This window comes from Comamonas koreensis (assembly GCF_014076495.1).
GTDB classification, from domain to species: Bacteria; Pseudomonadota; Gammaproteobacteria; order Burkholderiales; family Burkholderiaceae_C; genus Comamonas; species Comamonas squillarum.
Genome location: NZ_CP043575.1, coordinates 5,147,052 through 5,169,731, shown reverse-complemented (window position 1 = coordinate 5,169,731; position 22,680 = coordinate 5,147,052). Strand labels below are relative to the sequence as shown.

The window sequence follows — 22,680 nt, the reverse complement described above, 5'->3', positions numbered from 1 at the left end:
ACTCGTCGACCATTTCCGTCAACGCCCGGGTCGCCAACAGCGACCACCGCAGCCAGCTGGAGGTCTTGCACCTGGAGAAATCCTATGGCAGCCGCAAGGTGGTCAAGGACGTGTCGCTGTCGGTGCGCAAGGGCGAAGTGGTGGGTTTGCTAGGCCCCAATGGCGCGGGCAAGACCACCTCGTTCTACATGATCGTGGGCCTGGTACGCAGCGATGGCGGGGATATCCGCATCGATGGGCAGTCGGTGGCCAATATGCCGATCCACCAGCGCTCGCAGCTGGGCCTGTCCTACCTGCCGCAGGAAGCCTCGATCTTTCGCAAGCTCAGCGTGCAGGACAATGTGCGCGCCGTGCTGGAGCTGCAAAAAGATGAGCATGGCAAGCCGCTCTCGCGCGCCGAGGTCGAGCGCCAGCTCACCGCGCTGCTGCAGGAGCTGCGGGTCGAGCACCTGCGCGAATCACCGTCAGTCGCGCTGTCCGGCGGCGAGCGCCGCCGGGTCGAGATCGCCCGTGCGCTGGCCACCCAGCCCCGTTTCATCCTGCTCGACGAGCCTTTCGCCGGCATCGACCCCATCGCCGTGATCGAGATCCAGCGCATTGTCGCCTTTCTCAAGGAGCGCGGCATTGGCGTGCTGATCACCGACCACAATGTGCGCGAAACCCTGGGTATCTGTGACCATGCCTGCATCATCAGCGATGGCAAGGTGCTGGCCGCCGGGACGCCGCAAGAGATTGTGGAGAACGCAGAGGTCCGGAGGGTGTATCTGGGTGAACATTTCCGTATGTGACACCGCACGCCTTGGCGGGCGTGCCAGCCAAGATGCCGTCCCGCGCTGCGGGGCCGGCAGGGCTGATCCGTTGCCAGCTGCCCCAGCCCGTGGGGAGGCGCAGCCATGATGCCGTCGCTGTCGCTGCGCGTATCGCAGAACCTGACCCTGACCCCCCAGCTGCAGCAGTCGATTCGCCTGCTGCAGCTGTCCACGCAGGAACTGACGCAGGAAGTCGAGCAGATGCTCGACGAAAACCCGTTTCTGGAGCGCGAGGGCGATGAGGCCCCCGAGGCTGAAGCCGGTAAAGAAGCCGCTGAATCTGCCGAAGCTGCAGACGCTGCAGACGCAGCCGACAAGGGTGCCGATACTGCTGCCAGCACCGACACCAACAACAGTAGCGATTTCGAGCCCGGAACCTCCGACCAGCCGCTGGATTTTGGCGCGGGCAAGGAAACCGGCGTCGATGCCGAGGCCGCTGCCGGCGATTCGGCATCGGACTGGGAAGAGTGGGGTGGCGATCTGCCCGCGCGCTCCAGCGCCAGCGATGACGACGACGAGACGCCGATGTCCGACCGGCGCAGCGAGCACCTGAGCCTGCAGGATGTGCTGCACCGCCAGGCCTTGTCGCTGCGCCTGTGCCAGGAAGACCGGGCCGCGCTCTACTTTCTGATTGAATCACTGAACGACGACGGCTACCTCGAAGAAACGCTGGCCGAGCTCGCGCAAAGCTTTGGCGACGCCAGTGACCCCGAGCGCTACGAAGTGCTGCTGCACCACCTGACTGTGGCGCTGCGCTTGCTGCAAAGCCTGGAGCCGATTGGCGTGGGCGCGCGCAACCTGTCCGAATGCATGCAGCTGCAGATCAAGGCCCAGCAGCGCCTGTTGGATGAAGAGGGCTCGGACACGCCCGAGGCCGATGCGCTGGCGCTGGAGACCGCTTTGCTGGTCTGCCAGGAATCGCTGGAGCTGCTGGCGCGCCGTGATGTGCGCAAGCTGGTGCAACTGACCGGATGCAGTGATGCCGCGGTGCGCAGCGCGCTGGCGCTGATCGCCAAGCTCGAGCCCCGCCCCGGCCGGCCCTATGCCGATGTGGACCGCAACACCATCATCCCCGATGTCATCGTGCGACTCAGCAATGAGCGCGGCCTGCCGGTGCCCGGTTTCAGCGTGCAGCTCAATGCCGAGGTGATGCCGCGCCTGCGCGTGCAGGATGTCTACGCCAATGCCTTGCGCAGCCACAAGGGCAGCGAAGGCCATGGCGCGCTGCAGCAGCGGCTGCAGGAGGCGCGCTGGTTCATCAAGAACATCCAGCAGCGCTTTGACACCATCTTGCGCGTCTCGCAGGCCATCGTCGAGCGCCAGCGCAATTTCTTTGTCCATGGCGAGCTGGCGATGCGCCCCATGGTGCTGCGCGAGATTGCCGATGAGCTGGGCCTGCACGAGTCCACCATCAGCCGCGTGACCACGGCCAAGTACATGGCCACGCCGCAGGGCACGTTCGAGCTCAAGTACTTCTTTGGCTCGGGCCTGGGCACCGAGACCGGCGGCAGTGCGTCGAGCACGGCGGTCAAGGCGCTGATCAAGCAGCTGCTGGACGAGGAAAGCGCGAAAAAGCCGCTGTCGGATGCAAAAATCGCCGATCTGCTGCAGGCCCAGGGCATTGAATGCGCGCGCCGCACGGTGGCCAAGTACCGCGAGGCGATGCGCATCCCGCCGGCCAGCCTGCGCAAGGCGCTGTAAGCGCAAGCAGCCAGGGCCCATAAAAAAACCGCAGTTGCGTTAGGCACTGCGGTTTTGCTTTGAGACGGAGCCGCTTTACTTTGGCCACAGCCACCAGATGAACAAGGCCAGCACGGCCAGCATCAGGCCAAACTTGGTGAGCTTGTAGGCCGTCTTGTTCCAGGCCTTGAAGCGGCGGCGGTACTGGCCCATGTAGAACGAGATCTTGAAGATGCGGCTGATGAAGCCACGCGGATCGCCTTCGTTGTTGGGCGAGCTGGCGGCAGCGACCACATGCGTGCCCAGCCAGCGGTTGAGCCACTGCGCAAAGCCATTGGTCATCGGGCGCTCGACATCGCAGAACAGCACGATGCGGTTGCCTTCGGACCGGTTCTCGGCCCAGTGCATGAAGGTCTCGTCAAAGATCACGCCTTCGCCCTCGCGCCAGCTGTAGGGCGTGCCATCGACCTCGATCATGCAGCGGTCATCATTGGGCGCCAGCACAGCGAGGTGGTAGCGCAGCGAGCCCGCATAGGGGTCGCGGTGCAGGTTGAGCTTGGCGCCGGGCGGCAGCTCGGCAAACATGGCCGCCTTGATGCCGGGGATGGACTGCACCAGCGCCGTGGTCTTGGGGCACAGCTCCATCGCAGACGGGTGGGCCTGGCCGTACCACTTCAAGTAGAAGCGCTTCCAGCCGGTCTTGAAGAAAGAGTTGAAGCCCGCGTCGTCGTTGTTGGCTGCGGCCTTGATCTGCATGGCCTGGTGCAGGCCGATGGCCTCTTCGCGGATCTCGCGCCAGTGGGCCTGCAGCGGGGCCAGGTCGGGGAAGGTGCTGGTGGGCAGGTAGGGCGTGCGCGGTACCTTGCTGAACATCAGCATGAACACATTGAATGGCGCCGTGAACGTGGAGTGGTCAAACAGCTGGCGCAGCAGCTTGTGCCGCACCTTGCCACGCAGGTGCATGTAGAGGCCGCAGCCAGTGAAAAGCAGCACCAGGGCCAGAACGATGATTTTTGCCATAGACAGCGATTTTAGCGACTGTGCTGTGGCGGCTGTCTGCGCAAGCGCAAACTGGCGCGCGGCAAGGGCTGCGGGGCGGTGGGATGGCCTGCTGGCAGCAGGCCTATTGCGGTTTGGTCAATGGCAAGCCAGGTGGGCTTACCTGGGCTGGGCGGCAAAGGCGGTTTTCAGGCGCTGCAGCATCTCGCGGTTGAGCTGGCGCTGCTGGCCGCTCCAGTGCGTCATCGCCTTGTTCAGCTCGGCCTGCAGGCCATTGGCCGTCTGCCAGTCGCCCTGGCCCGCAGCCCAGATCGCGTACTCGGCCATCACATCGAAGCTGCCCGAGTGCTGGCGCACAAAGTCAAAGCTCTTGCGCGCCATCTCCTGGTCGCCCAGCTGGGCGTAGGCCTTGGCCACCAGCAGGCCCACGGCCTCGGCGCGGAAGTGCACATCCGCCTGGGCAATCACGCGCAGCTGCTGCAGCGCCTGCTGCGGATGGCCGGCCTGGTAGGCCGCTTGCGCAGCGCCCCAGCGGATATCGAGGTCGTTGGCAAACGGACCCTTCATGCTGGCCTCAAAGTGGCCAAAGGCCTGCTCGGCCTGGCCATTGGCCAGCAGGGCCTGGGCCAGGCGGATCTGGTTCTGCGCGGTGGGGCTGTAGTCGTAGGCGGCCTGGGCTTCGCGCACCTCGCGGGTCGGGTCCAGCGCCTTGACGGCGTTGCTCGCCAGGCTGCGGGCATGGCGCTGCAGGCGCGAATTGGGCAGGTAGATGGCAAAGAAATACACCACGCTGCCCAGGAAGGGGAAGGCCAGCAGCACAAACAGCCAGTAGTTGTTCTGGCCGCTGCGCACGGCGTGGACCGCAAAAAACAGCGCAATGATGACGTGTACGCCAGCTCCGAGGTAGGGCATCCGCATTCTCTCTGAGTGATGGAGGGGAAGGGCGGCTGCACCGAGGGCTGCGGCCCGCTCTGGGGCCAGACTATAGCAGCCAGCCACCCGTTACCGCTGCGCTATAGGAGCCGGGCTGCCGAATGCCACTGGCACAGTCCACATTCCCGTGCGCTTGGCAGACAATGGGGCAAGCGCGTATGCTTGCCCCCCTGCTTATGAACCAACTGCATTTGTTTTTGCCCTGCGCCGCCGGCGTCGAGGGCCTTTTGGCGGACGAAGTCCATGCCATCACCGGCGCCAGCGGCCAGGACCTCCTGGTGGCGCGCGGCGGCGTCATGCTGCGCGGCATGTGGCGCGATGCGCTGCTGCTGAACCTGCACAGCCGCCTGGCCCAGCGCGTGCTGGTCGAGCTCTCGCACAGCATGTACCGCAACGAGAACGACCTCTACCGTGCCGCCAGCGAGGTGGCCTGGGAGATCTGGTTTTCGCCCAAGGAGACCTTCAAGATCGAGGTCACCTCCCAGCACAGCCCGCTGACCAGCCTGAACTTTGCCGCGCTGCGCGTCAAGGATGCGATTGCCGACCGCTTCCGCGAGCGCCGCCACGGCGTGCGCCCCAGCGTGGAGACGCACCACCCCGATGTGCGCGTGCACCTGCACCTGACCACCGATGGCGCCACCATCTATATCGATACTTCGGGCGAGGCGCTGTTCAAGCGCGGCTGGCGCGAGGACAAGGGCGATGCGCCACTCAAGGAAACGCTGGCCGCGGCGATGATTGCCGCGAGCGGCTGGGACCCGCACGGCGACGACCCGCAGCCGCTCTACGACCCCTGCTGTGGCAGCGGCACGGTGCTGATCGAAGCGGCCCAGATCGCGCGCAAGATCCCGGCCGGTATCCTGCGCCGCTTTGCGTTTGAAAAGCTCGTGCCTTTCCAGCGCCATGTCTGGGAGGCGATGCTCGATGAGGCCGAGCGCCAGATCCTGCCCCAGAGCCCGGTGGGCATCTATGGCTCGGACATCTCGTTCCGGATGGTCGATTTTGCCCAGCGCAATGCCGAGCGCGCCGGTGTGGCCGAGACCATCGAGCTGCGCGGCGGCGATGCGCTGCAGCGCATGCCCCCCTGCGAGCAGCCCGGCATGATGCTGCTCAACCCGCCGTATGGCGAGCGTATCGCGGCGGCGGGCGCTGCCGGCCGCAATGCGGCCGAGCGCATGGGCCATGTCGAGCGCGCAGGGCGCGAGACGGCGCAGACCGAAGATGGCGGCGAGTTCTTCACCCAGCTGGCCAGCCACTGGAAAAAGAACTACAGCGGCTGGAGCGCCTGGCTGCTGACCCCCGATCTGAAGCTGCCCGGCAAGATGCGCCTGAAGGAATCGCGCCGCACCCCCATGTGGAATGGCCCGATCGAGTGCCGCTTGTTCCGCTTTGACATGATCAAGGGGGCGCTCAAGCCCCGGGGAGAGCAGCCCGCGCCAGGCGGTCAACCATGAAGGTGGTGCTCAAGTGGCCAACGTGCAATGAAGGTTACACCGGACCGCTTCCCCGGCCGGTGGTGCTGGACACCAATGTGGTGCTCGACATGCTGATCTTCGATGACCCGCATATCCCGCCGATCCGCACGCTGGTGGCCCAGGGCGCGCTGCGCTGGATTGCCGACGAGGCCCAGCGCATCGAGCTCGAACGCGTGCTGCACTACAGCCAGATCGCTCCGCGCGTGAGCTACTACGGCAAGACGCCCGAGGGCGTAATGGCCGCCTTTGATGCCGCAGTGCAGTATGTCGATGCCGCGCCCAAGATTCGCTTTAGCTGCACCGATCCGGACGACCAGCATTTTCTGGACCTGGCCAGCCAGCACCAGGCCTTGCTGGTGAGCAAGGACAAGGCGGTGCTCAAGCAGCGCAAACGAGTGGCCACCTACTACGGCGCCACCGTGGGCAACTTGCTGCAGATGGAGCCTGCCGAGGCCCAAGCGCTGGCCTGAGCGCCCGCGCCAGCACAGGGCGGGCGCGGCTTCAACTGTTGCGCCCCAACCACCCATGGCCTGGCGGGCGATGCGCGGCCTGTGCGGCCGGTCTGGGCGCGCGCCGCTATCATGGGACCCATTGCGCAGGGACGGCCCTGCATGGCGCTGCAGCAGCGGCGCGCACCACCGCCAGGACGGCCTGGCCATTCCAAATTTCCCTTTGTTCAAGGAGTTCGATATGGCCTGGGTGTATTTGCTGGTTGCCGGTGTGCTGGAAGTGGTGTGGGCGTTCACGATGAAGCAGTCCCATGGTTTTACCAATATCAAATACAGCGCAATCACGCTGGTGGCAATGATTGCCAGCTTTGGTCTGCTGTCGGTCGCGATGCGCAGCCTGCCGCTGGGCACGGCCTATACGATCTGGACGGGCATTGGTGCCGTAGGTGCCTTTATCGTGGGCATCACCGTGCTGGGCGAGGCGCTGACACCGATGCGCGTCGTGGCGGCCTTGCTGATTGTCAGCGGTTTGGTACTGATGAAGCTGTCCTCTTCCTAATGGCCTGCGGGTGGCTGCAGCGGGGATGCCTTAGGCCCGTGAACGTGTTTGCAGGCCCTGCGACAATAGCGGGATGACCGATTCCTCTACCGCTGCAGGCACCGTGCCTCGCAAGTCCCCGTCCCGGCTTTCCACGGTTGACAAGACCCGCATCGATGACACCCGCATCAAGGTGGTGCGGCCGCTGATCACGCCCGCCTTGCTCGAGGAGTGGCTGCCGATCACCGACGAGGCCTACCAGCTGGTGGAATCGAGCCGCGCGGCCATCTCCAAGATCCTGCACGGGCAGGACGACCGCCTGGTCGTCGTGGTGGGCCCTTGCTCCATCCACGACCATGACCTGGCAATGGACTATGCCCGCCAGCTCAAGGTGCAGGCCGAGGCTTTGAAGGATGACCTGCTGGTGGTGATGCGCGTGTACTTCGAGAAGCCGCGCACGACGGTGGGCTGGAAGGGCTATATCAACGACCCGCACCTCGATGGCAGCTTTGCCGTCAACGAGGGGCTGGAGCTGGCGCGCCGCCTGCTGCTCGATATTCTGGCGCTGGGCCTGCCAGCCGGCACCGAGTTTTTGGACCTGCTCTCGCCGCAGTTCATCAGCGACCTGGTCAGCTGGGGCGCCATTGGCGCGCGCACCACCGAAAGCCAGAGCCACCGCCAGCTGGCCAGCGGCCTGTCCTGCCCGGTGGGCTTCAAGAACGGCACCGATGGCGGCGTCAAGGTGGCGAGCGACGCGATTTTGGCGGCGCAGTCCGAGCATGCCTTCATGGGCATGACCAAGATGGGTCAGAGCGCCATCTTCGAGACCCGGGGCAACCAGGACTGCCACATCATCCTGCGCGGCGGCAAGCAGCCCAACTACAGCGCGGCCGATGTGCAGGCCGCCTGCGAGGTGCTGGCCAAGGGTGGCCTGCGCGAGCAGGTGATGATCGACCTGTCGCATGCCAACAGCAGCAAGCAGCACCGCCGCCAGATCGAGGTGGCCGCCGATGTGGCCCAGCAGGTGGCAGGGGGCGACCGCCGCATCACCGGCGTGATGATCGAGAGCCATATCCACGAAGGCCGGCAGGACATCGTAGAAGGCCAGCCGCTCGCCTATGGTGTCTCGCTCACCGATGCCTGCATCAGCATGGAGCAGACCGTGCCGGTGCTGGCCCAGCTGGCGCAAGCGGTGCAGGCGCGCCGCGCTGCCAACCAAGGCTAAAACCAGGCAGGCGCAGGTTTAACGCTGCGCCGCGCCCAGCATGATCACACCCATGCCGGCCAGGCACAGCAGCACGCCGGCGATATCCCAGCTGCTGGGGCGGATGCCATCGACCAGCCACAGCCAGGCAATTGCCGTCGTCACATAGACCCCGCCATACGCGGCATAGACCCGGCCCGATGCGGTCGGGTGCAGGCTCAGCAGCCAGACAAAGGCCAGCAGCGCCAGCGCCGCGGGCAGCAGCACCCAGACCGGCGCCTTGTCCTTGAGCCAGAGATAGGGCAGGTAGCAGCCCACGATCTCGGCAATTGCCGTCAGCACAAACAAGGCGGTGGTGGTCAGCAGGGACATCAAGGGGCTTTCTCAAACAGAGGCAGGCGGGCGGCCAGTTCAGGGTCGTGCTGCGCCAGTTGCTGCAGCTGGGCAAAGGCCGGCGCTGCAGCGGGCGCGATGGTGTTGCCGCAGACCTGGGTATAGCCATCCAAAAACGAGGCGGCCAGCTCGGCGCTGTTCAGCCAGATGTCGGCGCAGGCCAGAAGCGCTGCGCATGCAGCCTCGCTGCGCCCCAGCTGGGCGATGGCCCAGAGGGCGGCCTGGCTTTCGACCTCGTCCAGATCGGCATGGTCTTGCACCAGCAGGTCCAGCGCCCGCTGCTGCTCTGCGGCAGACAGCTGCTGCCCGGCCAGCAGGCGGCCAATTTCGGCAATGGCGGGCACGCGTGAGGGCATGCCGTATTGGTTCAGGCTCATCGGTGGGAGTGTTGCAGATAACCGCCACGTAGGCGGCTGGGGGCAGCAAGCGAGCATGCAAGCTGCCCATAGCGGATCATTCCCGATTAGAATTTCATAAATTGAGACATTAGTCTCGTAATAAGTAACTTATATACTGAAATATGAATTCTGAAGCGGATGGAAAACTGGTCAGCGCCTTGGTGCGCGGCGTCAGTATTTTGCAGTGCTTTAACAACAAGCAGCAAGAACTCAGTGGCAAAGAGCTGATGGACCTGACGGGTTTGCCCAAACCGACCTTGTTCCGCCTGACCGAGACCCTGTGCGAGCTGGGCCTGCTGCGCTATTCGGAGCGCCTGTCCAAATACGTGCTGGGCATAGGAGTGCTGAACCTGGCCTCGCCGCTGCTATCGCGCATGACGGTACGCCAGTTTGCCCGCCCGCAGATGCAGGAGCTGGCCAACTACATGGGCGGCCAGATCCAGCTGGCCGTCGGTGAGGGCCGGCGCCTGGTGCTGGCCGAGCTGGCCAATGGCATGGACAACAAGGTCTTCACGCCCGAGATCGGCGTGGCCGTCTCCTTGGTGCGCACAGCGACGGGCCGCGCCTACCTGCTGGGCCAGAGCGAAGCCGAGCGCCAGGCCTATCTGGACGAATTGGATGGCCGCGCGCCCGAGCGTGCTGCGCTGCTGCGCGAGCGCCTGGACGATGCGCGCCAGGACCTGGCCCTTCACGGCTTTTGCCGCAGCCATGGCGATCTGCACCGCGAGATTCTGTCGATCGCCGTGCCGCTGTCGCAGCCCATCGATGGCGAGCGCTGGGTGTTTGGCGCCTCGGTCCCCACCTACAACCCCAAGAGCCGCGAGCTGGAGACCGACATCGGCCCGCGCCTGGTGACCCTGGTGCGCTCGCTCGAAGGGCTGATTGGTACTTCCAGCCTATCCTGACCTTACCCGGCGGGGCCTGCCCGGCCAGATCTACCTGGCCGGACCTGAAGGCGCAACGCAAACAACAACCACAGGAGACAAGCATGAAAGTATTGGACGGCATCAAGGTGCTGGAGATTGGTGGCCTGGGACCGGGCCCGTTTTGCGCGATGCACCTGGCCGACCTGGGCGCCGATGTGATCTCCATCGTGCGCGAGGAAAAGGGCGCAGCGCCGACGGGCAACCTGCTCAACCGGGGCAAGCGCTCGGTGTTTGCCGACCTGAAAAGCCCCGAGGGCAAGGCCCTGGTGCTGGCCCTGGTGCAAGGGGCCGATGTGCTGATCGAAGGCATGCGCCCCGGCGTGATGGAGCGCCTGGGCCTGGGCCCGGCCGAGTGCCATGCCATCAATCCGGCCCTCGTCTATGGCCGCATGACCGGCTGGGGCCAGAGCGGCCCGCTGGCCCCGCGCGCCGGCCATGACAACAATTACGCAGCGGTCTCAGGTGCGCTCTGGGGCTGCAGCCCGGCCGATGCGCGGCCCGTGTCGTCGTTTGCGATGGTGGGCGATATCGGCGGCGGCGCGCTCTACCTGATGACCGGCCTGCTCGCCGGTGTGATCCAGGCGCGCAGCAGCGGCAAGGGCTGCGTGGTGGATGCCGCGATTGTCGATGGCGCCGCCCATATGCTGAACCTGGCGCTCAGCGCCCGCCAGCGCGGCATCGTGGCTGATGTGCGCGGCCAGAGCATCCATGACAGCGCGCCGTTCTACGAGACCTATGTCTGCGCCGATGGCCAGCACATCACCATTGGCAGCATCGAGCCGCAGTTCTATGCGCTGCTGCTGCAGACCTTGGGCCTGGCCGATGACCCAGACTTTGCCGCGCCCCAGTCGCAATGGGACAAGGCGCTGTGGCCGCGCCGCCGTGCGCGCCTGCAGGCGCTGTTCATCACCGAGCCGCGCGCGCACTGGCAGCAGGTGTTCGAGGGCAGCGATGTCTGCTTTGGCGCTGTATTGAGCCCCTTGGAGGCCGCTGGCCACCCGCATATGCAGGCGCGTGGTGTGTACCACGAGCAAGGTGGTGTTTTGCAGGCAGCGCCCGCACCGCGCTTTGACGGCCAGGCCTATGACACCCCCGAGATGTGTGCCGCTGGCGCGCATACCGAGGCCGTGCTGGCGTTGGTGGCTGCAGGCGATGCCAGCGCCGCCTGGCGCCGCTAAGCTTCCCAGGTGCGACAATGCGCTGCCCAGACAAGGTCTGGCTGGGCACCGATGAAGGGACCTGCCGATGGGCATCGTGGTTTTTTACCTGCGCAACAAGGCCGAGGATGCCGAGGGCGTGCCGCCCGACTGGCAGCCGCAGTGCCTGGCCTATAGCGACAAGCAGATGAGCGAGGCGCTGGCGCAATGCCAGCGCCTGCGTGCCGACCCGCGCCATGCGCATGTGGTGATGTCGTCCGAGCTGCGCGACATGGTCGGGCAAATAGGGGTGGCCGCCGTTGAAGACGGCCGCACGCCCGATGGCGAGCACTATGACTGGAGCAAGGCCGGGCGGGCAGGGATGAGCCGCCGCAATGCGATGGAGCCGCCCAAAACGCGCGGCAGCGCCAGCAACGAATAAGCGGGCTTTTTCAGCTTCGCGCAGGCCACTGGAAGGGCGCAGGCTGCTTGTTCAAAAAGGCCTGCACGGCCTCGCGGTGCTGGGCCGTACCCATGGCCAGCGCTTGGGCGTTCGCCTCTTGCTCCAGCAGCGCGGGCAAGTCGTTCGCCGCCATCGCGAGCGAGCGTTTGATCAAGCTCAGCGCCACCGGCGATGCGTCCACAAAGCAGTGCGCAATCGCCTGGGCCCGTGCCTGCAGCTGCCCGGGGGCGACCAGCTCGCTGGCAATGCCCAGCTGCAAGGCCTCTTGCGCCGAGACCTCGCGGCCCGAGAGCATCAGCTCCCGCGCGCGCTGCACGCCCACGACGCGCGGCAAGGTGTAGAAGGCCGCGCAATCGGGCACCACGCCGACGCGGATAAACGACATCGCAAAGCGCGCCCGGTCGGACGCAATGATGAAGTCCGCCGCCAAGGCCAGGCTAAAGCCCGCACCATAGGCGGCGCCGTCCACCGCGGCAATCACCGGTTTGTCCAGCAGCATCAGGTCCTTGAGCCAGTGGTGCAGGCTGGACAGCCGCGCGCGCCAGCCGGCATTGTCCAGGCCAGATGCTGCAATATTGCCCAGGTCGCCGCCCGAGCAAAAGTGCTCGCCCACGCCGGTCAGCACCAGCGCGCGCAGGCTGGCATCGGTCTGCACCAGGCGCACCACCTCGGCCATCTCCTCGCGCATCTGCGGGTCAAAGGCGTTGCGCTTGGCCGGGTAGTTGAAGCGCAAGGTGGCCACGCCGTCCTGGCGCTCAAAAATGATGCGTTCGTAGTGGCGGCTCATGCGGCGCTCCGGGGCACGTACGAGGCGCGCATGTCACGCCCGCCACGCAGCGCGGCGCCGCCATCGACCGGGATGATGGCGCCGGTCACATAGCTGGCCAGCGCGGACGACAGGAACAGCGCCATGTGGGCGACGTCATCGGTGCTGCCCATGCGCAGCAGCGGCACCGTGGAGACGGCGCGCTCGAGCGCATCGGCGGTGGGCGCCAGGCGCCGCATGCCCTCGGTATCACCGATGGGGCCGGGCGAGATGCTGTTGACGCGGATGCCGTCCTCGCCCCATTCCAGTGCCAGCACCTTGGTCATCATGTCGATGCCGGCCTTGGCCGCGCAGGCATGCACCTGGTACATCGTCGGGTTCACGCCTTGCGGCGCCGAGATGTTGATGACGCTGGCGCCGGGCTTGCGCAGCATCGGGTAGGCCAGGCGCAGCACATGGAAGCTGCCATTGAGGTCGATGTCGACAACGGTCTTGAAGCCGTTGGGCGACAGGTCCTTGGCCGGCGCAATGAAGTTGCCCGCCGCGCCCGAGACCAGCACATCGATGGGGCCAAAGCGGGCATGGGCCTGTTCCAGCGCGGCCTGCACGGCGGCTGGGTCGCGCACATCGGCGCTCAGGCCCAGGGCCTGGGCGCCCAGCGCCTCCAGCTCGGCGGCGGCCTGGGCCACCTTGTCGGCCGAGCGGCTCATGACCACGACATGCGCGCCCGCGCGGGCGAAGGCCTTGGCAATGCCGAGGTTGATGCCACTGCTGCCGCCTGAGACAAACACATGCTGGTGGCGAAAGGAGAAAGAGCTCATGGGTGTTCCGTATGCAAAGAATGGGAGGGGGCGGCGGCTTGCTGCGCCGCCTCCTGCAGTGCGCGCCACTGGATCTTGCCGGTGGCGGATTTGGGCAGCGCGGCGAGAAAGTCCACCGCGCGCGGCACCTTGTAGGCGGCCATCTGTGCGCGGCTCCAGCCGATGATCTCGTCCGCCGAGGCCTGCGCGCCGGGGCGTAGCACCACCAGGGCCTTGACCGATTCGCCGCGTTTGGCATCGGGCACGGCGATCACGCAGGCTTCGAGCACGGCCGGGTGGCTGTAGAGCATGTTCTCGACCTCGGCGGGCCAGACCTTGTAGCCATTGGCATTGATCATGCGTTTCAAGCGGTCGCGCATGAAGTAATAACCGTCCGCGTCCACCGAGGCCAGGTCGCCAGTGCGAAAGTAGCGCCGGCCATGGCGCTCGAAAAAGGCCTCGCGGTTGGCCTCGTCATTGCGCCAGTAGCCCTGCATCACCTGCGCGCCGCTAGAGACCAGCTCGCCCACTTCGCCAGCGGGCAGCTCTTGCAGGGTCTCGGGGTCAACGACCATCGAATGCACGCCCTGGGTGGGCACGCCCAGGCACTGGCGCTTGGTGTGGCCCGGCGGGTTGGCATGCAAGAAAGCGGCGGTCTCGGTCAGGCCATAGCCCTCGCTGTAGTGCAGGCCATAGCGCTCGGCCAGCATCTGCGAGACGGCCTCGGGCATGGCCGCGCCGCCGCCGGCCAGCATGGCCAGGCTCGACAGGTCCAGCCCATGGGCAGCGGCTTGGCTGAACAGGTCGATCACCATGCTGGGCGGCGCGGTCCAGGCGGTGACCTGGTGGCGCTCGATCAGCCGGGCAGCCAGCAGCGCATCCCAGCGCGGCATCACCACCACGGTGCCACCCACGGCAATGGGCATGTTCATGCCGTACTGCGTGCCCAGCATGTGGAACATCGGCGCGACCGACAGAAACACCAGGTCGTCATTGAAGCCGCGCCACAGGCGCGAGCCGGTGAGCGACGCCAGCACCGAATGGTGGCTGTGCATGCAGCCCTTGGGGTGGCCGGTGGTGCCCGAGGTATAGGGGATGGTGGCGAGCATGCCCGCCTGCGCCACACGCGGGCCAGGCGCCAGCTGCAGCGCCAGCGCTGCGGCAAAGCCATGGTAGGGGCCGGCAGGCAGCGGCTGGCGCGGCGCGGTCACCACGTCGGGCAGGGCATCAGGTGGCGGCGTGGTGGGCAGCGCGTCGCTGTAAGCGTGGACGATCACCGCATCGAGCAGGCCCTCGTCCACACAGGGCTGGGCGCTGGCCAACAGCTCCTGGGCGACGATGGCCAGGCGCGCGCCGCTGTTGTCGGCGTAGTAGCGCAGCTCGGTGGCGGTGGTCATCGCGCTCACCGGCACCACCACGCCGCCGGCGCGGAAGATGGCATAGCAGGCAACGACGAACTGCGGGCAGTTCTGGCTTTGCAGCAGCACGCGCTGGCCCGGTGCCAGTTGCAGGCGTTGCTGCAAGAACCCGGCCAGCGCCTCCACCTGGCCCAGCAGCTGGGCATAGCTGGTGCTGGCGCCCGCGTAGATGATGGCGGCCTTGTCGGGGTAGCGCTGGGCCGAAGCCGTCAGGTTGTCGTCCAGCGTGATGCGGGGCACGCGCAGATCGCGCGAGACGCCTTTGGGCCAGTAGAACGGCAGCGCAGGGCGTGGGGAAGCGGTGGAAGTGGAGGTGGAGGTGTCAGGCATCGTCAGCTCGCCTCAATCCAGCTGCAACTGCTGGCTTTGGATCAGCGCGCCCCAGGTCTGCTGGTCATCGGCCACCAACTTGGCAAAACCGGCTTGCGGCATGCCGCCCGGGCGCCCGCCCAGCTCGCGGTAGCGGCGCATGATGTCGGGGTCATGCAAGACGGCCTGCAGGTTCTCGGCCAGCTTTTTCTGCACCTCGGGCGGGGTCTTGGCGGGCACGAAGAAGCCCATCCAACCGACCTGGTTGAAGTTGCGCATGCCCAGCTCGGTCATCGTCGGCACCTCGGGCAGATCGGGCTCGCGCTGGTCGCCTGTAACAGCCAGCGGGCGCAGCTTGCCGTCCTTGATATGGACCAGGGAGGCGGTCATGTTGTCGAACATGAACTGGGTCTCGCCAGTCACGATCGCCATGGTGCCGGGGGCCGATCCCTTATAGGGGATATGGACCACATCGGTACCCGTGCGCTCCTTGAAGAGCTCGCCCATCAGGTGCGTGGTCTGGCCCACACCGGCGGACGAAAACGACAGCTTGCCTGGCTGCGCCTTGGCCGCCGCCACCAGCGCATCCAGGCTCTGGATCGGCGACTTGGCGGGCACGACCAGCACGTTGGCAAACGAGATCATGTCGGTCAGCGGTGCAAAGTCGCCAGGCTTGTAGCTGAGCTTTTTGTAGGCCGTGTAGTTGATGGCATTGGAGCCGCTGTTGCCCACCAGCACGGTGTAGCCATCGGGCTGGGCGCGCGCGACCAGGCTGGCGCCCAGGCTGCCCCCGGCGCCCGGCTTGTTGTCGACGATCACCGGCTGGCCCAGGCGCTGGCCCAGCTTTTGCGCCAGCAGGCGCGCCGGGATATCGGTCGATCCGCCTGCGGCGCCGGGCACGATCAAGGTGATGGTGCGCGTGGGCCAGTTGGCCTCGGCATGGGCGCTGAGCGCGCTGGCGAGCAGCGCCAGGGCCGCCAAGGCCCGCAGGGGCTGGCGTGGATGGCTGGTACGTGGCATGGTTTTGTCTCCTGCTGCGCGCTTCTGTGGCGCGTCTAGGGCTGTGCAACTGAGAGTTCCGGGCTGGACGGGGTTCAGGCACCTTTCCAGACCGGTGGGCGTTTTTCCGCAAAGGCGGCTGCGCCTTCGCGCGCGTCCTGCGAGCTGAAGACAGGCGCGGTGATGACGGCCTGGCGGTCGAACATCTCCGCCAGCGGCCATTCACCCGACTGGCTGGCTACCTGCTTGCTCGCGGCGACTGCCAGCGGACCGTTGGCGGCAATGGTCTGGGCCAGTGCCAGCGCGGCATCGAGTGCGCCGCCGGGCGCGGTCAAACGGTTGACCAGGCCCAGCTGGGCAAAGCGCTCGGCGCCAAACATGTCGCCCGTCAGAATGCACTCCATCGCCACGTGGTAGGGCAGGCGTTTGGGCAGGCGCAGCAGGCCACCGGCCGATGCGGCCAGGCCCCGCTTGACTTCGGGCAGGCCAAATTGGGCGTCGCGCGCGGCAACGATCAGGTCGCAGGCGAGCGCCAGCTCAAAGCCGCCGGCCAGCGCATAGCCTTCCACCGCCGCGATCAGCGGCTTGGCCGGCGGCCGCATCGTCAGCCCGCAAAAGCCGCGCCCCGGCAGGCTGGGGCGCTTGCCCTGCAAAAAGCCCTTGAGGTCCATGCCGGCGCAAAAGCTGCCGCCCGCGCCGGTGATGATGCCGACCCTGAGGTCCGGCTGGCTGTCCAGCGCATCGAGCGCGCTGGCCATCGCCTCGGCCATCTCCAGGGTGGCGGCATTGCGCGCCTGGGGGCGGTTGAGCTGCATGATGAGCACCGGGCCGCGGGTTTCGACCAGGAGTTCTGCGGTATCAGAGCCAGACATGGGGACCTTTCAACAGACTGTTGGGTGCAGGGCAGTGCGCCTCAACGCGGTTGCATGCGGATGGCGCCATCCAGGCGGATGGTTTCGCCGTTCAGCATCGGGTTCTCCAGAATGTGCAGCGCCGTCATCGCATACTCGGGCGGGCGGCCCAGGCGGGCCGGGTTGGGGACCGAGGCGGCCAGCGACTGGCGCACGTTCTCGGGCAGCTTGGCGAGAATGGGGGTGTCGAACAGGCCCGGCGCAATGGTGCAGACGCGGATCATCTTGGAGGCCAGATCGCGGGCGGCGACGATGGTCATGCCGATGACGGCGGCCTTGGACGAGGCATAGGGGATCTGGCCAATCTGGCCTTCGTAGCCCGCGACCGAGGCGGTCAGCACGCAGGCGCCGCGCTCGCCTTCGACCGGCTCGTTCTGGGCCATCGCCACGGCCGAGAGGCGCAAGGTGTTGAAGGTGCCGATCTGGTTGATGCGGATGATGTTGGTGTACTTTTCCAGCGAGCCGGGGCTGCCGTCTTTTTCAATCAGGCGCACCGGGCCGCCGATGCCGGCGCAATGCACCAGCGCACGGAACTGGCCCCAGGCCTGGGCGGCCGACACCGCCTTTTGCATCTGCTCGGCATCGGCCACATCGGCCTTGATGAATTGGAGCTGGCCGCCGTACTGCTTTTCCATGGCCGCGCCGCGCTCTTCGTTCAGGTCCACCGCCACCACGTTCAGGCCGCGCTCCAAGAGGGCTACGGCACTGGCTTCGCCCAGCCCCGATACGCCGCCGGTCACGAGGGCGGTCATTCCTTTAGTCAATTGCATCTCAACAATCCTTGTCAGTTCAAACGTTCAATCCGATGGAGCCCGGAGGGCTGTGAGGCTTTTAGCGCAGCACCTCAATAATCGTGGCGTTGGCCATGCCTCCGGCCTCGCACATCGACTGCAGGCCATAGCGCTGGCCGCTGTCTTCGAGCGCATGCAGCATCGTGGTCATCAGCCGGATGCCCGATGCGCCCAGCGGGTGGCCCAGCGCAATGGCGCCGCCGCGCGGGTTCAGGCGTTCGCCGTCGGCACCCAGCTCCTTTTGCCAGGCCAGCGGCACCGAGGCAAAGGCTTCGTTGATCTCGTAGTGCGCAATGTCGGCCAGCTGCATGCGCGCCTTGGCCAGCACGCGCTGGGTGGCCGGGATGGGGGCGGTCAGCATGTAGAGCGGGTCGTCGCCCACAACATCAAAGGCCACAAAGCGGGCGCGCGGGCGCAGGCCCAGCTGCAGCGCGCGCTCCTCGCTCATGATCAGCATGGCGCTGGCGCCATCGGTCATCTGCGAGGCATTGCCGGCGGTGGTGCTCCACTGGATCTGCGGGAAACGGGCCGAGAGCTCTTCGTTCTCGAACACGGCCTTGAGGCCGGCGAGCTTCTCGGCCGTGGTGCTGGCGCGGATGGTCTCGTCGGCGCTGACGAGGCCGAGCGGGCTGCGGATGGGCACGATCTCGCGTGCAAACGCGCCGCTGCTTTGCGCGGCATGGGCGCGCTGGTGCGAGCGGGCGGCATAGGCATCCAGATCGCTGCGCGACAGGCCCCATTTGGCGGCCACCAGATCGGCCGACACGCCCTGGCCCACGAGGCCCGGTGCATAGCGCTCGTCAAAACGCGCGCCGGTGGTGTTCTTGCCCATGCGCGAGCTGCCCATCGGCACGCGGCTCATCGATTCAACACCGCAGGCGATAACAATGTCCTGCGTGCCGGACATGATGGCCTGGGCGGCAAAGTGCACCGCCTGCTGGCTGGAGCCGCACTTGCGGTCGATGGTGGTCGAGGGCACATGGGCGGGCAGGCCGGCTGCCAGCCAGGCCAGGCGCCCGGGCGTGCCGGCCTGCTCGCCGGCCTGGCTGACGCAGCCGCAGATCACGTCATCGACGGTCGCGGGGTCCAACTGGTTGCGCGCCACCAGTTGCTCCAGCACCTGGGAGAGCAGATCAACCGGGTGGAGTTCGGCCAGGGCGCCATCGGGCTTGGCCCGGGCCATGGGGCTGCGGATGGCATCGACTATGACGGGTGTTTTCATCATTTAATGAGACTTGTGGATCATTAAATTAATAATAGGTTTCAAAAAACCGAATACCTACTGGTATTTACCCGCAGTAAATTTCCGAATAAACGCCAGATACTGTCCGTGAAATCTCGAAATTCGAGACGACTGATTCAAAATTAGAGTAAAGATGTAACACAGGTGATTGCGTGCAGCGCTCTCCTGTGCACCACGGAGACCGAGGAGATGCACAACTTCTTCAGCTGGGCCCAGGCCCAGCCCGAGCGGGTGGTTTTGACGCAGGCCGACAGCGGCAGGCGCTACACCGCAGGCGAGATAGCGCAGGGGGCCCAGCAGATGGCGCAGTGGCTGGCGCAGCAGGGGCTGCAGGCCGAAGAGACCATCGCGGTGCTGCTGGAGAACCGCTATGAGATCGTGCAGCTGGTGCTGGCCGCGCGGCTGGCCGGCCTGTATGCGGCCGTCATCAGCACGCACCTGACGGCCGCCGAGGTGGCCTATATCGCCCAGGACAGCGGCGCCCGGATGCTGCTGGTCTCCAGCAAGACCTGGCCGACCGCGCAAGAGGCCGTGCAGGGCCTGGCGCTGGCCTGCTATTCGGTCGATGGCGATACGCCCGGCGTGGCGCCCCTGGCCGATGCGCTGGCCGCCGTGCCCCAGGGCGCGCAGATCGACCTGGCCACGCGCCCGCTGGGCCGCGATCTGCTCTATTCCAGCGGCACCACCGGCCGGCCCAAGGGCATCAAAAAGCCGCTGCTGGCAGCGGCCTATCGGCAGCAGCGCGATCCCGAGGTCGCCGCCTGGATGCGCAGCATGCGGTTTGATGAAGACGCCGTCTACCTCTCGCCCGCGCCGCTCTACCATGCAGCGCCCTTGCGCTACAGCCTGCGCACCCTGGATGTCGGCGGCTCGGCCATCATCATGAGCCGCTTCGACCCCGAGCAGGCGCTGGCGCTGATCGAGCGCTACCAGGTCACGCACAGCCAGTGGGTGCCGACGATGCTGGGGCGCCTGCTCAAGCTCCCTGATGAGGTCAAGCGCCGCTACCGGCTGGACAGCCACCGCGTGGCGATCCATGCGGCAGCGCCCTGCCCGGTGGCCGTCAAGCAAGGCATGCTGGACTGGTGGGGCGACATCTTGCTGGAGTACTACGCCGGCTCCGAAGGCTGCGGCACCACCTTGATCGACTCGGCCCAATGGCGTGCACGGCCGGGCTCGGTGGGCCGGGCCATCAGCGGCCAGCTGCATATCGTTGGCGACGACGGCCAGGAGCTGGGGGTCGGCGAAGTGGGCCGCGTGTATTTCTCGGGCGGCGGCGCTTTCCAGTACCTCAATGACGAGCGCAAGACGCGCGAGGCCATCGACGCGCGCGGCTGGGCCACCTATGGCGACATCGGCCATGTCGATGCCGAAGGCTTTCTGTTTTTGAGCGACCGGCGCGCTGACCTGATTTTGTCGGGCGGGGTCAACCTCTATCCGCAAGAGATTGAGAACGCGCTGGCCCAGCATGCCGCCGTGGAAGAGGTGGCCGTGGTTGGCGTGCCCGATGAGGACTTTGGCGAGCAGACCCTGGCCGTCGTGGTACTCAAGCCCGGCTTTTCGCCCGACGAGGCCATGGCCCGCGCGATCGTCGAGCAGGCCGCTGGCAGCCTGTCCAAGGTCAAGCGGCCGCAGCGCCTGGTGTTTGAGGCCAGCCTGCCCCGGCTGGAGACCGGCAAGCTGCTGCGCCGCGTGCTCAAGGACCGTTTCAAGGAGGCGCCGCAGGCGGGTTTTGGCCTGCGCAGTAGCAGCGGCCCCCAGGGCTGATGCCCCTCATTCATTTCTCTTCCTTTCACCCTTTGACCACCATGCAAGACCTGACCCAACGCAGCGTGTTCCGCGAAGACCATGTGCAATTTCGTGATGCCGTCCGCCATTTCTTTGACAAGGAGATCGTGCCCTTCCATGCGCAGTGGGAGCGCGATGGCATTGTGCCCAAGGAGGTCTGGCGCAAGGCAGGCCGCGAGGGCTTGCTCAACACCATGCTGCCCGAACCCTATGGCAGCGGGGGCGATTTTGGCCATGCGGCGGTGCTGATCGAAGAGATTGCCCGCACGGGTGCCAGCGGCCTGGGCTTTCCGCTGCACTCGGACATCGTGGCGCCCTATATCCATGCCTATGGCAACAGCGCGCAGAAGGACCGCTGGCTGCCCAAGATGGCAGCGGGCGAGATGATCGGCGCGATTGCGATGACCGAGCCCGGCGCGGGCAGCGACCTCAAATCGGTGCGCACCACGGCCAAGCGTGACGGCGATCACTATGTGATCAATGGCGCCAAGACCTTTATCACCAACGGCATCAATGCCGAGATCGTCGTCGTGGTCTGCAAGACGGCGCCCGATCTGGGGGCCAAGGGCGTATCGCTGATCGTGGTGGAAGACGGCACGCCCGGTTTTGCCAAGGGCCGCAAGCTCGAGAAGATCGGTCTCATGGCGCAGGACACCTCGGAGCTGTTCTTTGACAACGTGCGCGTGCCGGTGGACAACCTGCTGGGCGAAGAGAACATGGGCTTCAAGTACCTGATGCACGAGCTCGCGCAGGAGCGCCTGGTGGTGGCGGTGCGCGCTGCGATGTCGATCGAGGCCTTCTTGCAAAAGACCGTGGACTACACCCGCGAGCGCAAGGCCTTTGGCCAGACGGTGTTTGAGTTCCAGAACACCCGCTTCAAGCTGGCCGAGGCCAAGGCCCAGGCGACGATGTTGCGCGTGTTTGTCGATGACTGCATGCGCCTGCACCTGACGCGCGAGCTGACACCGGACCGCGCAGCGATGGTCAAGCTCAATGCGACGGCGCTGCAGAACAAGCTGCTTGACGAATTTTTGCAGCTGCACGGCGGCTACGGCTATATGACCGAGTACCAGGTCGGCCGGGCCTGGACCGATGCCCGCATTGGCCGCATCTACGGCGGCAGCGACGAGATCATGAAGGAAATCATTGCCAGAACGCTTTGACCATGATCAGCGCCCCGAGCACGCCACAGAGCGCGCCAGCGGCATAACCAGCAACAAGGAGACAAACCATGCAAAACCGCCGCTCGGCCCTGGGCCGTGTGCTCACCACTGCCGCCTGCGCTGCCCTGATGCTCGCCACGGGCAGCGCCCTGGCCGCTGACAACTACCCCAGCAAGCCCATCCGCCTGGTGGTGCCCTACCCCGCAGGAGGGGGCACCGACATCATTGCCCGCCTGATGGGCACCCAGCTGTCGCAGCGCTGGGGCCAGCCGGTGATTGTGGACAACAAGCCCGGAGCCAGCGGCATGATGGGCAACGACCTGGTGGCCAAGGCGCCGGGCGATGGCTACACGGTGCTGCTGGGCATCACCGCGCTGGTGCAGATCCCGGCGCTTTACAAGAAGGTGCCCTACCAGTTGAGCGATCTGGCGCCCGTGTCGCAGGCGGTCAAGTCGGCCGACCTGGTGTTTGTGCCGCGCAGCTCGGGCATCACCAGCCTGCAGCAGTTTGTCGCCAAGGCCAAGGCCCAGCCGGGCAAGCTCAACTATGGCTCCTACGGCAATGCCACCTCGTCACACCTGCATGGCGAGCAGCTCAAGCTCAAGGCCGGCATCGACATGGTGCACGTGCCTTACCAGGGCTCGGGCCCGGAGATGGCGGCGATGCTCGGCGGCCAGCTCGAATCGGCTTTTATCGATGCGGCCGCTGCCTACCCGCATATCAAATCGGACAAGGTCAGCATCCTGGCGGTCACGGGCGCGCAGCGCCACCCGGCGTTGCCCGATGTGCCAACGATGGCCGAGGCTGGCTACAGCGGCTTTGAGGCCAATGGCTGGTTTGGCTACTTTGTGCCGGCCAGCACCCCGCAGCCGATTGTGGACAAGCTGGGCAACGAGCTGGCTGCCATCGTCAAGATGCCCGAGATCAGCAAGCGCCTGCTGGACATGGGCCTGATTCCTGTGGGCTCGACGCCGACCGAGTTCAAGCCGCTGCTCGCGCGCGATGCGGCGCACTGGAAATCGATTGTCGATGCGGCGAAGATCTCGATGGATTGACGCGAAAACACAGCGCTTTAGCGGGACTTCAGGG

Annotated in this window: 23 protein-coding genes; 12 read left to right on the top strand and 11 right to left on the bottom strand. The window is 66.1% G+C overall.

The window, feature by feature from the left end:
* Positions 1-11 precede the first annotated feature (11 nt).
* Both lptB and rpoN read left to right on the top strand, forming a co-directional pair.
* Positions 12-788 carry an LPS export ABC transporter ATP-binding protein gene (gene lptB, locus F0Q04_RS23645; RefSeq protein WP_116926389.1) on the top strand — a complete coding sequence of 259 codons (777 nt, stop codon included), beginning with the start codon at positions 12-14 and terminating at the stop codon, positions 786-788.
* Between the two features lie 105 nt (positions 789-893).
* Complete coding sequence (gene rpoN / locus F0Q04_RS23640) at positions 894-2,510, top strand: RNA polymerase factor sigma-54 (protein ID WP_182343814.1); 1,617 nt, start codon at positions 894-896, stop codon at positions 2,508-2,510.
* A 75-nt stretch (positions 2,511-2,585) separates the two neighbouring features.
* Here the strand turns inward: rpoN and F0Q04_RS23635 are convergent, their stop codons facing one another.
* Both F0Q04_RS23635 and F0Q04_RS23630 read right to left on the bottom strand, forming a co-directional pair.
* Positions 2,586-3,500, bottom strand: a complete 915-nt coding sequence (locus F0Q04_RS23635) for an aspartyl/asparaginyl beta-hydroxylase domain-containing protein (protein ID WP_420093993.1) — start codon at positions 3,498-3,500, stop codon at positions 2,586-2,588.
* Between the two features lie 147 nt (positions 3,501-3,647).
* Positions 3,648-4,400 carry a hypothetical protein gene (locus F0Q04_RS23630; protein WP_182343810.1) on the bottom strand — a complete coding sequence of 251 codons (753 nt, stop codon included), beginning with the start codon at positions 4,398-4,400 and terminating at the stop codon, positions 3,648-3,650.
* A 197-nt stretch (positions 4,401-4,597) separates the two neighbouring features.
* Between F0Q04_RS23630 and F0Q04_RS23625 the strand changes: the two genes are divergently transcribed.
* The 4 genes from F0Q04_RS23625 to F0Q04_RS23610 all read left to right on the top strand — a co-directional run bounded on the left by F0Q04_RS23625 (position 4,598) and on the right by F0Q04_RS23610 (position 8,108).
* Positions 4,598-5,875 (top strand): THUMP domain-containing class I SAM-dependent RNA methyltransferase, encoded by a 1,278-nt coding sequence (locus tag F0Q04_RS23625; RefSeq protein ID WP_116926256.1) that lies wholly within the window; start codon positions 4,598-4,600, stop codon positions 5,873-5,875.
* Positions 5,872-6,366: a putative toxin-antitoxin system toxin component, PIN family gene (locus F0Q04_RS23620; RefSeq protein ID WP_116926257.1), complete on the top strand. Its 495-nt coding sequence runs from the start codon at positions 5,872-5,874 to the stop codon at positions 6,364-6,366. The genes F0Q04_RS23625 and F0Q04_RS23620 overlap by 4 nt, the downstream gene beginning before the upstream one ends.
* A gap of 220 nt (positions 6,367-6,586) precedes the next feature.
* A complete protein-coding gene (locus F0Q04_RS23615) occupies positions 6,587-6,904 on the top strand; it encodes a DMT family transporter (protein WP_027010449.1) in 318 nt (105 codons plus the stop codon).
* 73 nt (positions 6,905-6,977) lie between these two features.
* Positions 6,978-8,108 carry a 3-deoxy-7-phosphoheptulonate synthase gene (locus F0Q04_RS23610; RefSeq protein ID WP_116926258.1) on the top strand — a complete coding sequence of 377 codons (1,131 nt, stop codon included), beginning with the start codon at positions 6,978-6,980 and terminating at the stop codon, positions 8,106-8,108.
* Positions 8,109-8,126: 18 nt separating this feature from the next.
* Here the strand turns inward: F0Q04_RS23610 and F0Q04_RS23605 are convergent, their stop codons facing one another.
* A complete protein-coding gene (locus F0Q04_RS23605) occupies positions 8,127-8,459 on the bottom strand; it encodes a YnfA family protein (protein WP_116926259.1) in 333 nt (110 codons plus the stop codon).
* Positions 8,459-8,857 (bottom strand): hypothetical protein, encoded by a 399-nt coding sequence (locus tag F0Q04_RS23600; protein WP_182343808.1) that lies wholly within the window; start codon positions 8,855-8,857, stop codon positions 8,459-8,461. Before F0Q04_RS23600 ends, F0Q04_RS23605 begins: the two co-directional genes overlap by 1 nt.
* A gap of 143 nt (positions 8,858-9,000) precedes the next feature.
* Here F0Q04_RS23600 and F0Q04_RS23595 point away from each other — a divergent pair, with 143 nt between their 5' ends.
* The 3 genes from F0Q04_RS23595 to F0Q04_RS23585 all read left to right on the top strand — a co-directional run bounded on the left by F0Q04_RS23595 (position 9,001) and on the right by F0Q04_RS23585 (position 11,382).
* The gene (locus tag F0Q04_RS23595) at positions 9,001-9,783 is read left to right on the top strand and encodes an IclR family transcriptional regulator (protein ID WP_116926261.1); all 783 of its coding nucleotides are present in this window, start codon (positions 9,001-9,003) and stop codon (positions 9,781-9,783) included.
* Positions 9,784-9,866: 83 nt separating this feature from the next.
* Complete coding sequence (locus F0Q04_RS23590; protein WP_182343806.1) at positions 9,867-10,982, top strand: CaiB/BaiF CoA transferase family protein; 1,116 nt, start codon at positions 9,867-9,869, stop codon at positions 10,980-10,982.
* A gap of 67 nt (positions 10,983-11,049) precedes the next feature.
* Positions 11,050-11,382, top strand: coding sequence for a hypothetical protein (locus tag F0Q04_RS23585; protein ID WP_116926263.1), 333 nt, complete (start codon positions 11,050-11,052; stop codon positions 11,380-11,382).
* Between the two features lie 10 nt (positions 11,383-11,392).
* On the opposite strand, the gene F0Q04_RS23580 is transcribed toward F0Q04_RS23585, so the two are convergent.
* The 7 genes from F0Q04_RS23580 to F0Q04_RS23550 all read right to left on the bottom strand — a co-directional run bounded on the left by F0Q04_RS23580 (position 11,393) and on the right by F0Q04_RS23550 (position 18,619).
* A complete protein-coding gene (locus F0Q04_RS23580) occupies positions 11,393-12,190 on the bottom strand; it encodes an enoyl-CoA hydratase/isomerase family protein (protein WP_116926264.1) in 798 nt (265 codons plus the stop codon).
* Positions 12,187-12,990, bottom strand: a complete 804-nt coding sequence (locus F0Q04_RS23575; protein WP_116926265.1) for an SDR family oxidoreductase — start codon at positions 12,988-12,990, stop codon at positions 12,187-12,189. Before F0Q04_RS23575 ends, F0Q04_RS23580 begins: the two co-directional genes overlap by 4 nt.
* Positions 12,987-14,717 (bottom strand): long-chain-fatty-acid--CoA ligase, encoded by a 1,731-nt coding sequence (locus F0Q04_RS23570; RefSeq protein WP_182343804.1) that lies wholly within the window; start codon positions 14,715-14,717, stop codon positions 12,987-12,989. Before F0Q04_RS23570 ends, F0Q04_RS23575 begins: the two co-directional genes overlap by 4 nt.
* Positions 14,718-14,729: 12 nt before the next feature.
* Entirely contained in the window at positions 14,730-15,716 is a 987-nt protein-coding gene (locus F0Q04_RS23565; RefSeq protein ID WP_182343802.1) for a Bug family tripartite tricarboxylate transporter substrate binding protein, read from the bottom strand.
* A 74-nt stretch (positions 15,717-15,790) separates the two neighbouring features.
* Positions 15,791-16,567, bottom strand: a complete 777-nt coding sequence (locus F0Q04_RS23560) for a crotonase/enoyl-CoA hydratase family protein (protein ID WP_116926268.1) — start codon at positions 16,565-16,567, stop codon at positions 15,791-15,793.
* Positions 16,568-16,608: 41 nt separating this feature from the next.
* Positions 16,609-17,376: an SDR family NAD(P)-dependent oxidoreductase gene (locus F0Q04_RS23555; RefSeq protein ID WP_116926269.1), complete on the bottom strand. Its 768-nt coding sequence runs from the start codon at positions 17,374-17,376 to the stop codon at positions 16,609-16,611.
* A 61-nt stretch (positions 17,377-17,437) separates the two neighbouring features.
* Positions 17,438-18,619 carry a thiolase family protein gene (locus tag F0Q04_RS23550; RefSeq protein ID WP_116926270.1) on the bottom strand — a complete coding sequence of 394 codons (1,182 nt, stop codon included), beginning with the start codon at positions 18,617-18,619 and terminating at the stop codon, positions 17,438-17,440.
* 210 nt (positions 18,620-18,829) lie between these two features.
* Between F0Q04_RS23550 and F0Q04_RS23545 the strand changes: the two genes are divergently transcribed.
* From F0Q04_RS23545 to F0Q04_RS23535, 3 genes are all read left to right on the top strand, one after another.
* The gene (locus F0Q04_RS23545; RefSeq protein ID WP_182343800.1) at positions 18,830-20,407 is read left to right on the top strand and encodes an AMP-binding protein; all 1,578 of its coding nucleotides are present in this window, start codon (positions 18,830-18,832) and stop codon (positions 20,405-20,407) included.
* Positions 20,408-20,448: 41 nt separating this feature from the next.
* The gene (locus F0Q04_RS23540; RefSeq protein ID WP_116926390.1) at positions 20,449-21,591 is read left to right on the top strand and encodes an acyl-CoA dehydrogenase family protein; all 1,143 of its coding nucleotides are present in this window, start codon (positions 20,449-20,451) and stop codon (positions 21,589-21,591) included.
* A gap of 68 nt (positions 21,592-21,659) precedes the next feature.
* Entirely contained in the window at positions 21,660-22,646 is a 987-nt protein-coding gene (locus F0Q04_RS23535) for a tripartite tricarboxylate transporter substrate binding protein (protein WP_182343798.1), read from the top strand.
* The last annotated feature ends 34 nt before the right edge of the window (positions 22,647-22,680 follow it).

Bases quoted from the DNA above. Each gene is read 5' to 3' on its own strand.
- rpoN (WP_182343814.1), top strand. From the start codon at position 894: ATGATGCCGTCGCTGTCGCTGCGCGTATCGCAGAACCTGACCCTGACC.
- F0Q04_RS23630 (WP_182343810.1), bottom strand. From the start codon at position 4,400: ATGCCCTACCTCGGAGCTGGCGTACACGTCATCATTGCGCTGTTTTTT.
- F0Q04_RS23625 (WP_116926256.1), top strand. From the start codon at position 4,598: ATGAACCAACTGCATTTGTTTTTGCCCTGCGCCGCCGGCGTCGAGGGC.
- F0Q04_RS23620 (WP_116926257.1), top strand. From the start codon at position 5,872: ATGAAGGTGGTGCTCAAGTGGCCAACGTGCAATGAAGGTTACACCGGA.
- F0Q04_RS23615 (WP_027010449.1), top strand. From the start codon at position 6,587: ATGGCCTGGGTGTATTTGCTGGTTGCCGGTGTGCTGGAAGTGGTGTGG.
- F0Q04_RS23610 (WP_116926258.1), top strand. From the start codon at position 6,978: ATGACCGATTCCTCTACCGCTGCAGGCACCGTGCCTCGCAAGTCCCCG.
- F0Q04_RS23605 (WP_116926259.1), bottom strand. From the start codon at position 8,459: ATGTCCCTGCTGACCACCACCGCCTTGTTTGTGCTGACGGCAATTGCC.
- F0Q04_RS23600 (WP_182343808.1), bottom strand. From the start codon at position 8,857: ATGAGCCTGAACCAATACGGCATGCCCTCACGCGTGCCCGCCATTGCC.
- F0Q04_RS23595 (WP_116926261.1), top strand. From the start codon at position 9,001: ATGAATTCTGAAGCGGATGGAAAACTGGTCAGCGCCTTGGTGCGCGGC.
- F0Q04_RS23590 (WP_182343806.1), top strand. From the start codon at position 9,867: ATGAAAGTATTGGACGGCATCAAGGTGCTGGAGATTGGTGGCCTGGGA.
- F0Q04_RS23585 (WP_116926263.1), top strand. From the start codon at position 11,050: ATGGGCATCGTGGTTTTTTACCTGCGCAACAAGGCCGAGGATGCCGAG.
- F0Q04_RS23580 (WP_116926264.1), bottom strand. From the start codon at position 12,190: ATGAGCCGCCACTACGAACGCATCATTTTTGAGCGCCAGGACGGCGTG.
- F0Q04_RS23575 (WP_116926265.1), bottom strand. From the start codon at position 12,990: ATGAGCTCTTTCTCCTTTCGCCACCAGCATGTGTTTGTCTCAGGCGGC.
- F0Q04_RS23570 (WP_182343804.1), bottom strand. From the start codon at position 14,717: ATGCCTGACACCTCCACCTCCACTTCCACCGCTTCCCCACGCCCTGCG.
- F0Q04_RS23565 (WP_182343802.1), bottom strand. From the start codon at position 15,716: ATGCCACGTACCAGCCATCCACGCCAGCCCCTGCGGGCCTTGGCGGCC.
- F0Q04_RS23560 (WP_116926268.1), bottom strand. From the start codon at position 16,567: ATGTCTGGCTCTGATACCGCAGAACTCCTGGTCGAAACCCGCGGCCCG.
- F0Q04_RS23555 (WP_116926269.1), bottom strand. From the start codon at position 17,376: ATGCAATTGACTAAAGGAATGACCGCCCTCGTGACCGGCGGCGTATCG.
- F0Q04_RS23550 (WP_116926270.1), bottom strand. From the start codon at position 18,619: ATGAAAACACCCGTCATAGTCGATGCCATCCGCAGCCCCATGGCCCGG.
- F0Q04_RS23545 (WP_182343800.1), top strand. From the start codon at position 18,830: ATGCACAACTTCTTCAGCTGGGCCCAGGCCCAGCCCGAGCGGGTGGTT.
- F0Q04_RS23540 (WP_116926390.1), top strand. From the start codon at position 20,449: ATGCAAGACCTGACCCAACGCAGCGTGTTCCGCGAAGACCATGTGCAA.
- F0Q04_RS23535 (WP_182343798.1), top strand. From the start codon at position 21,660: ATGCAAAACCGCCGCTCGGCCCTGGGCCGTGTGCTCACCACTGCCGCC.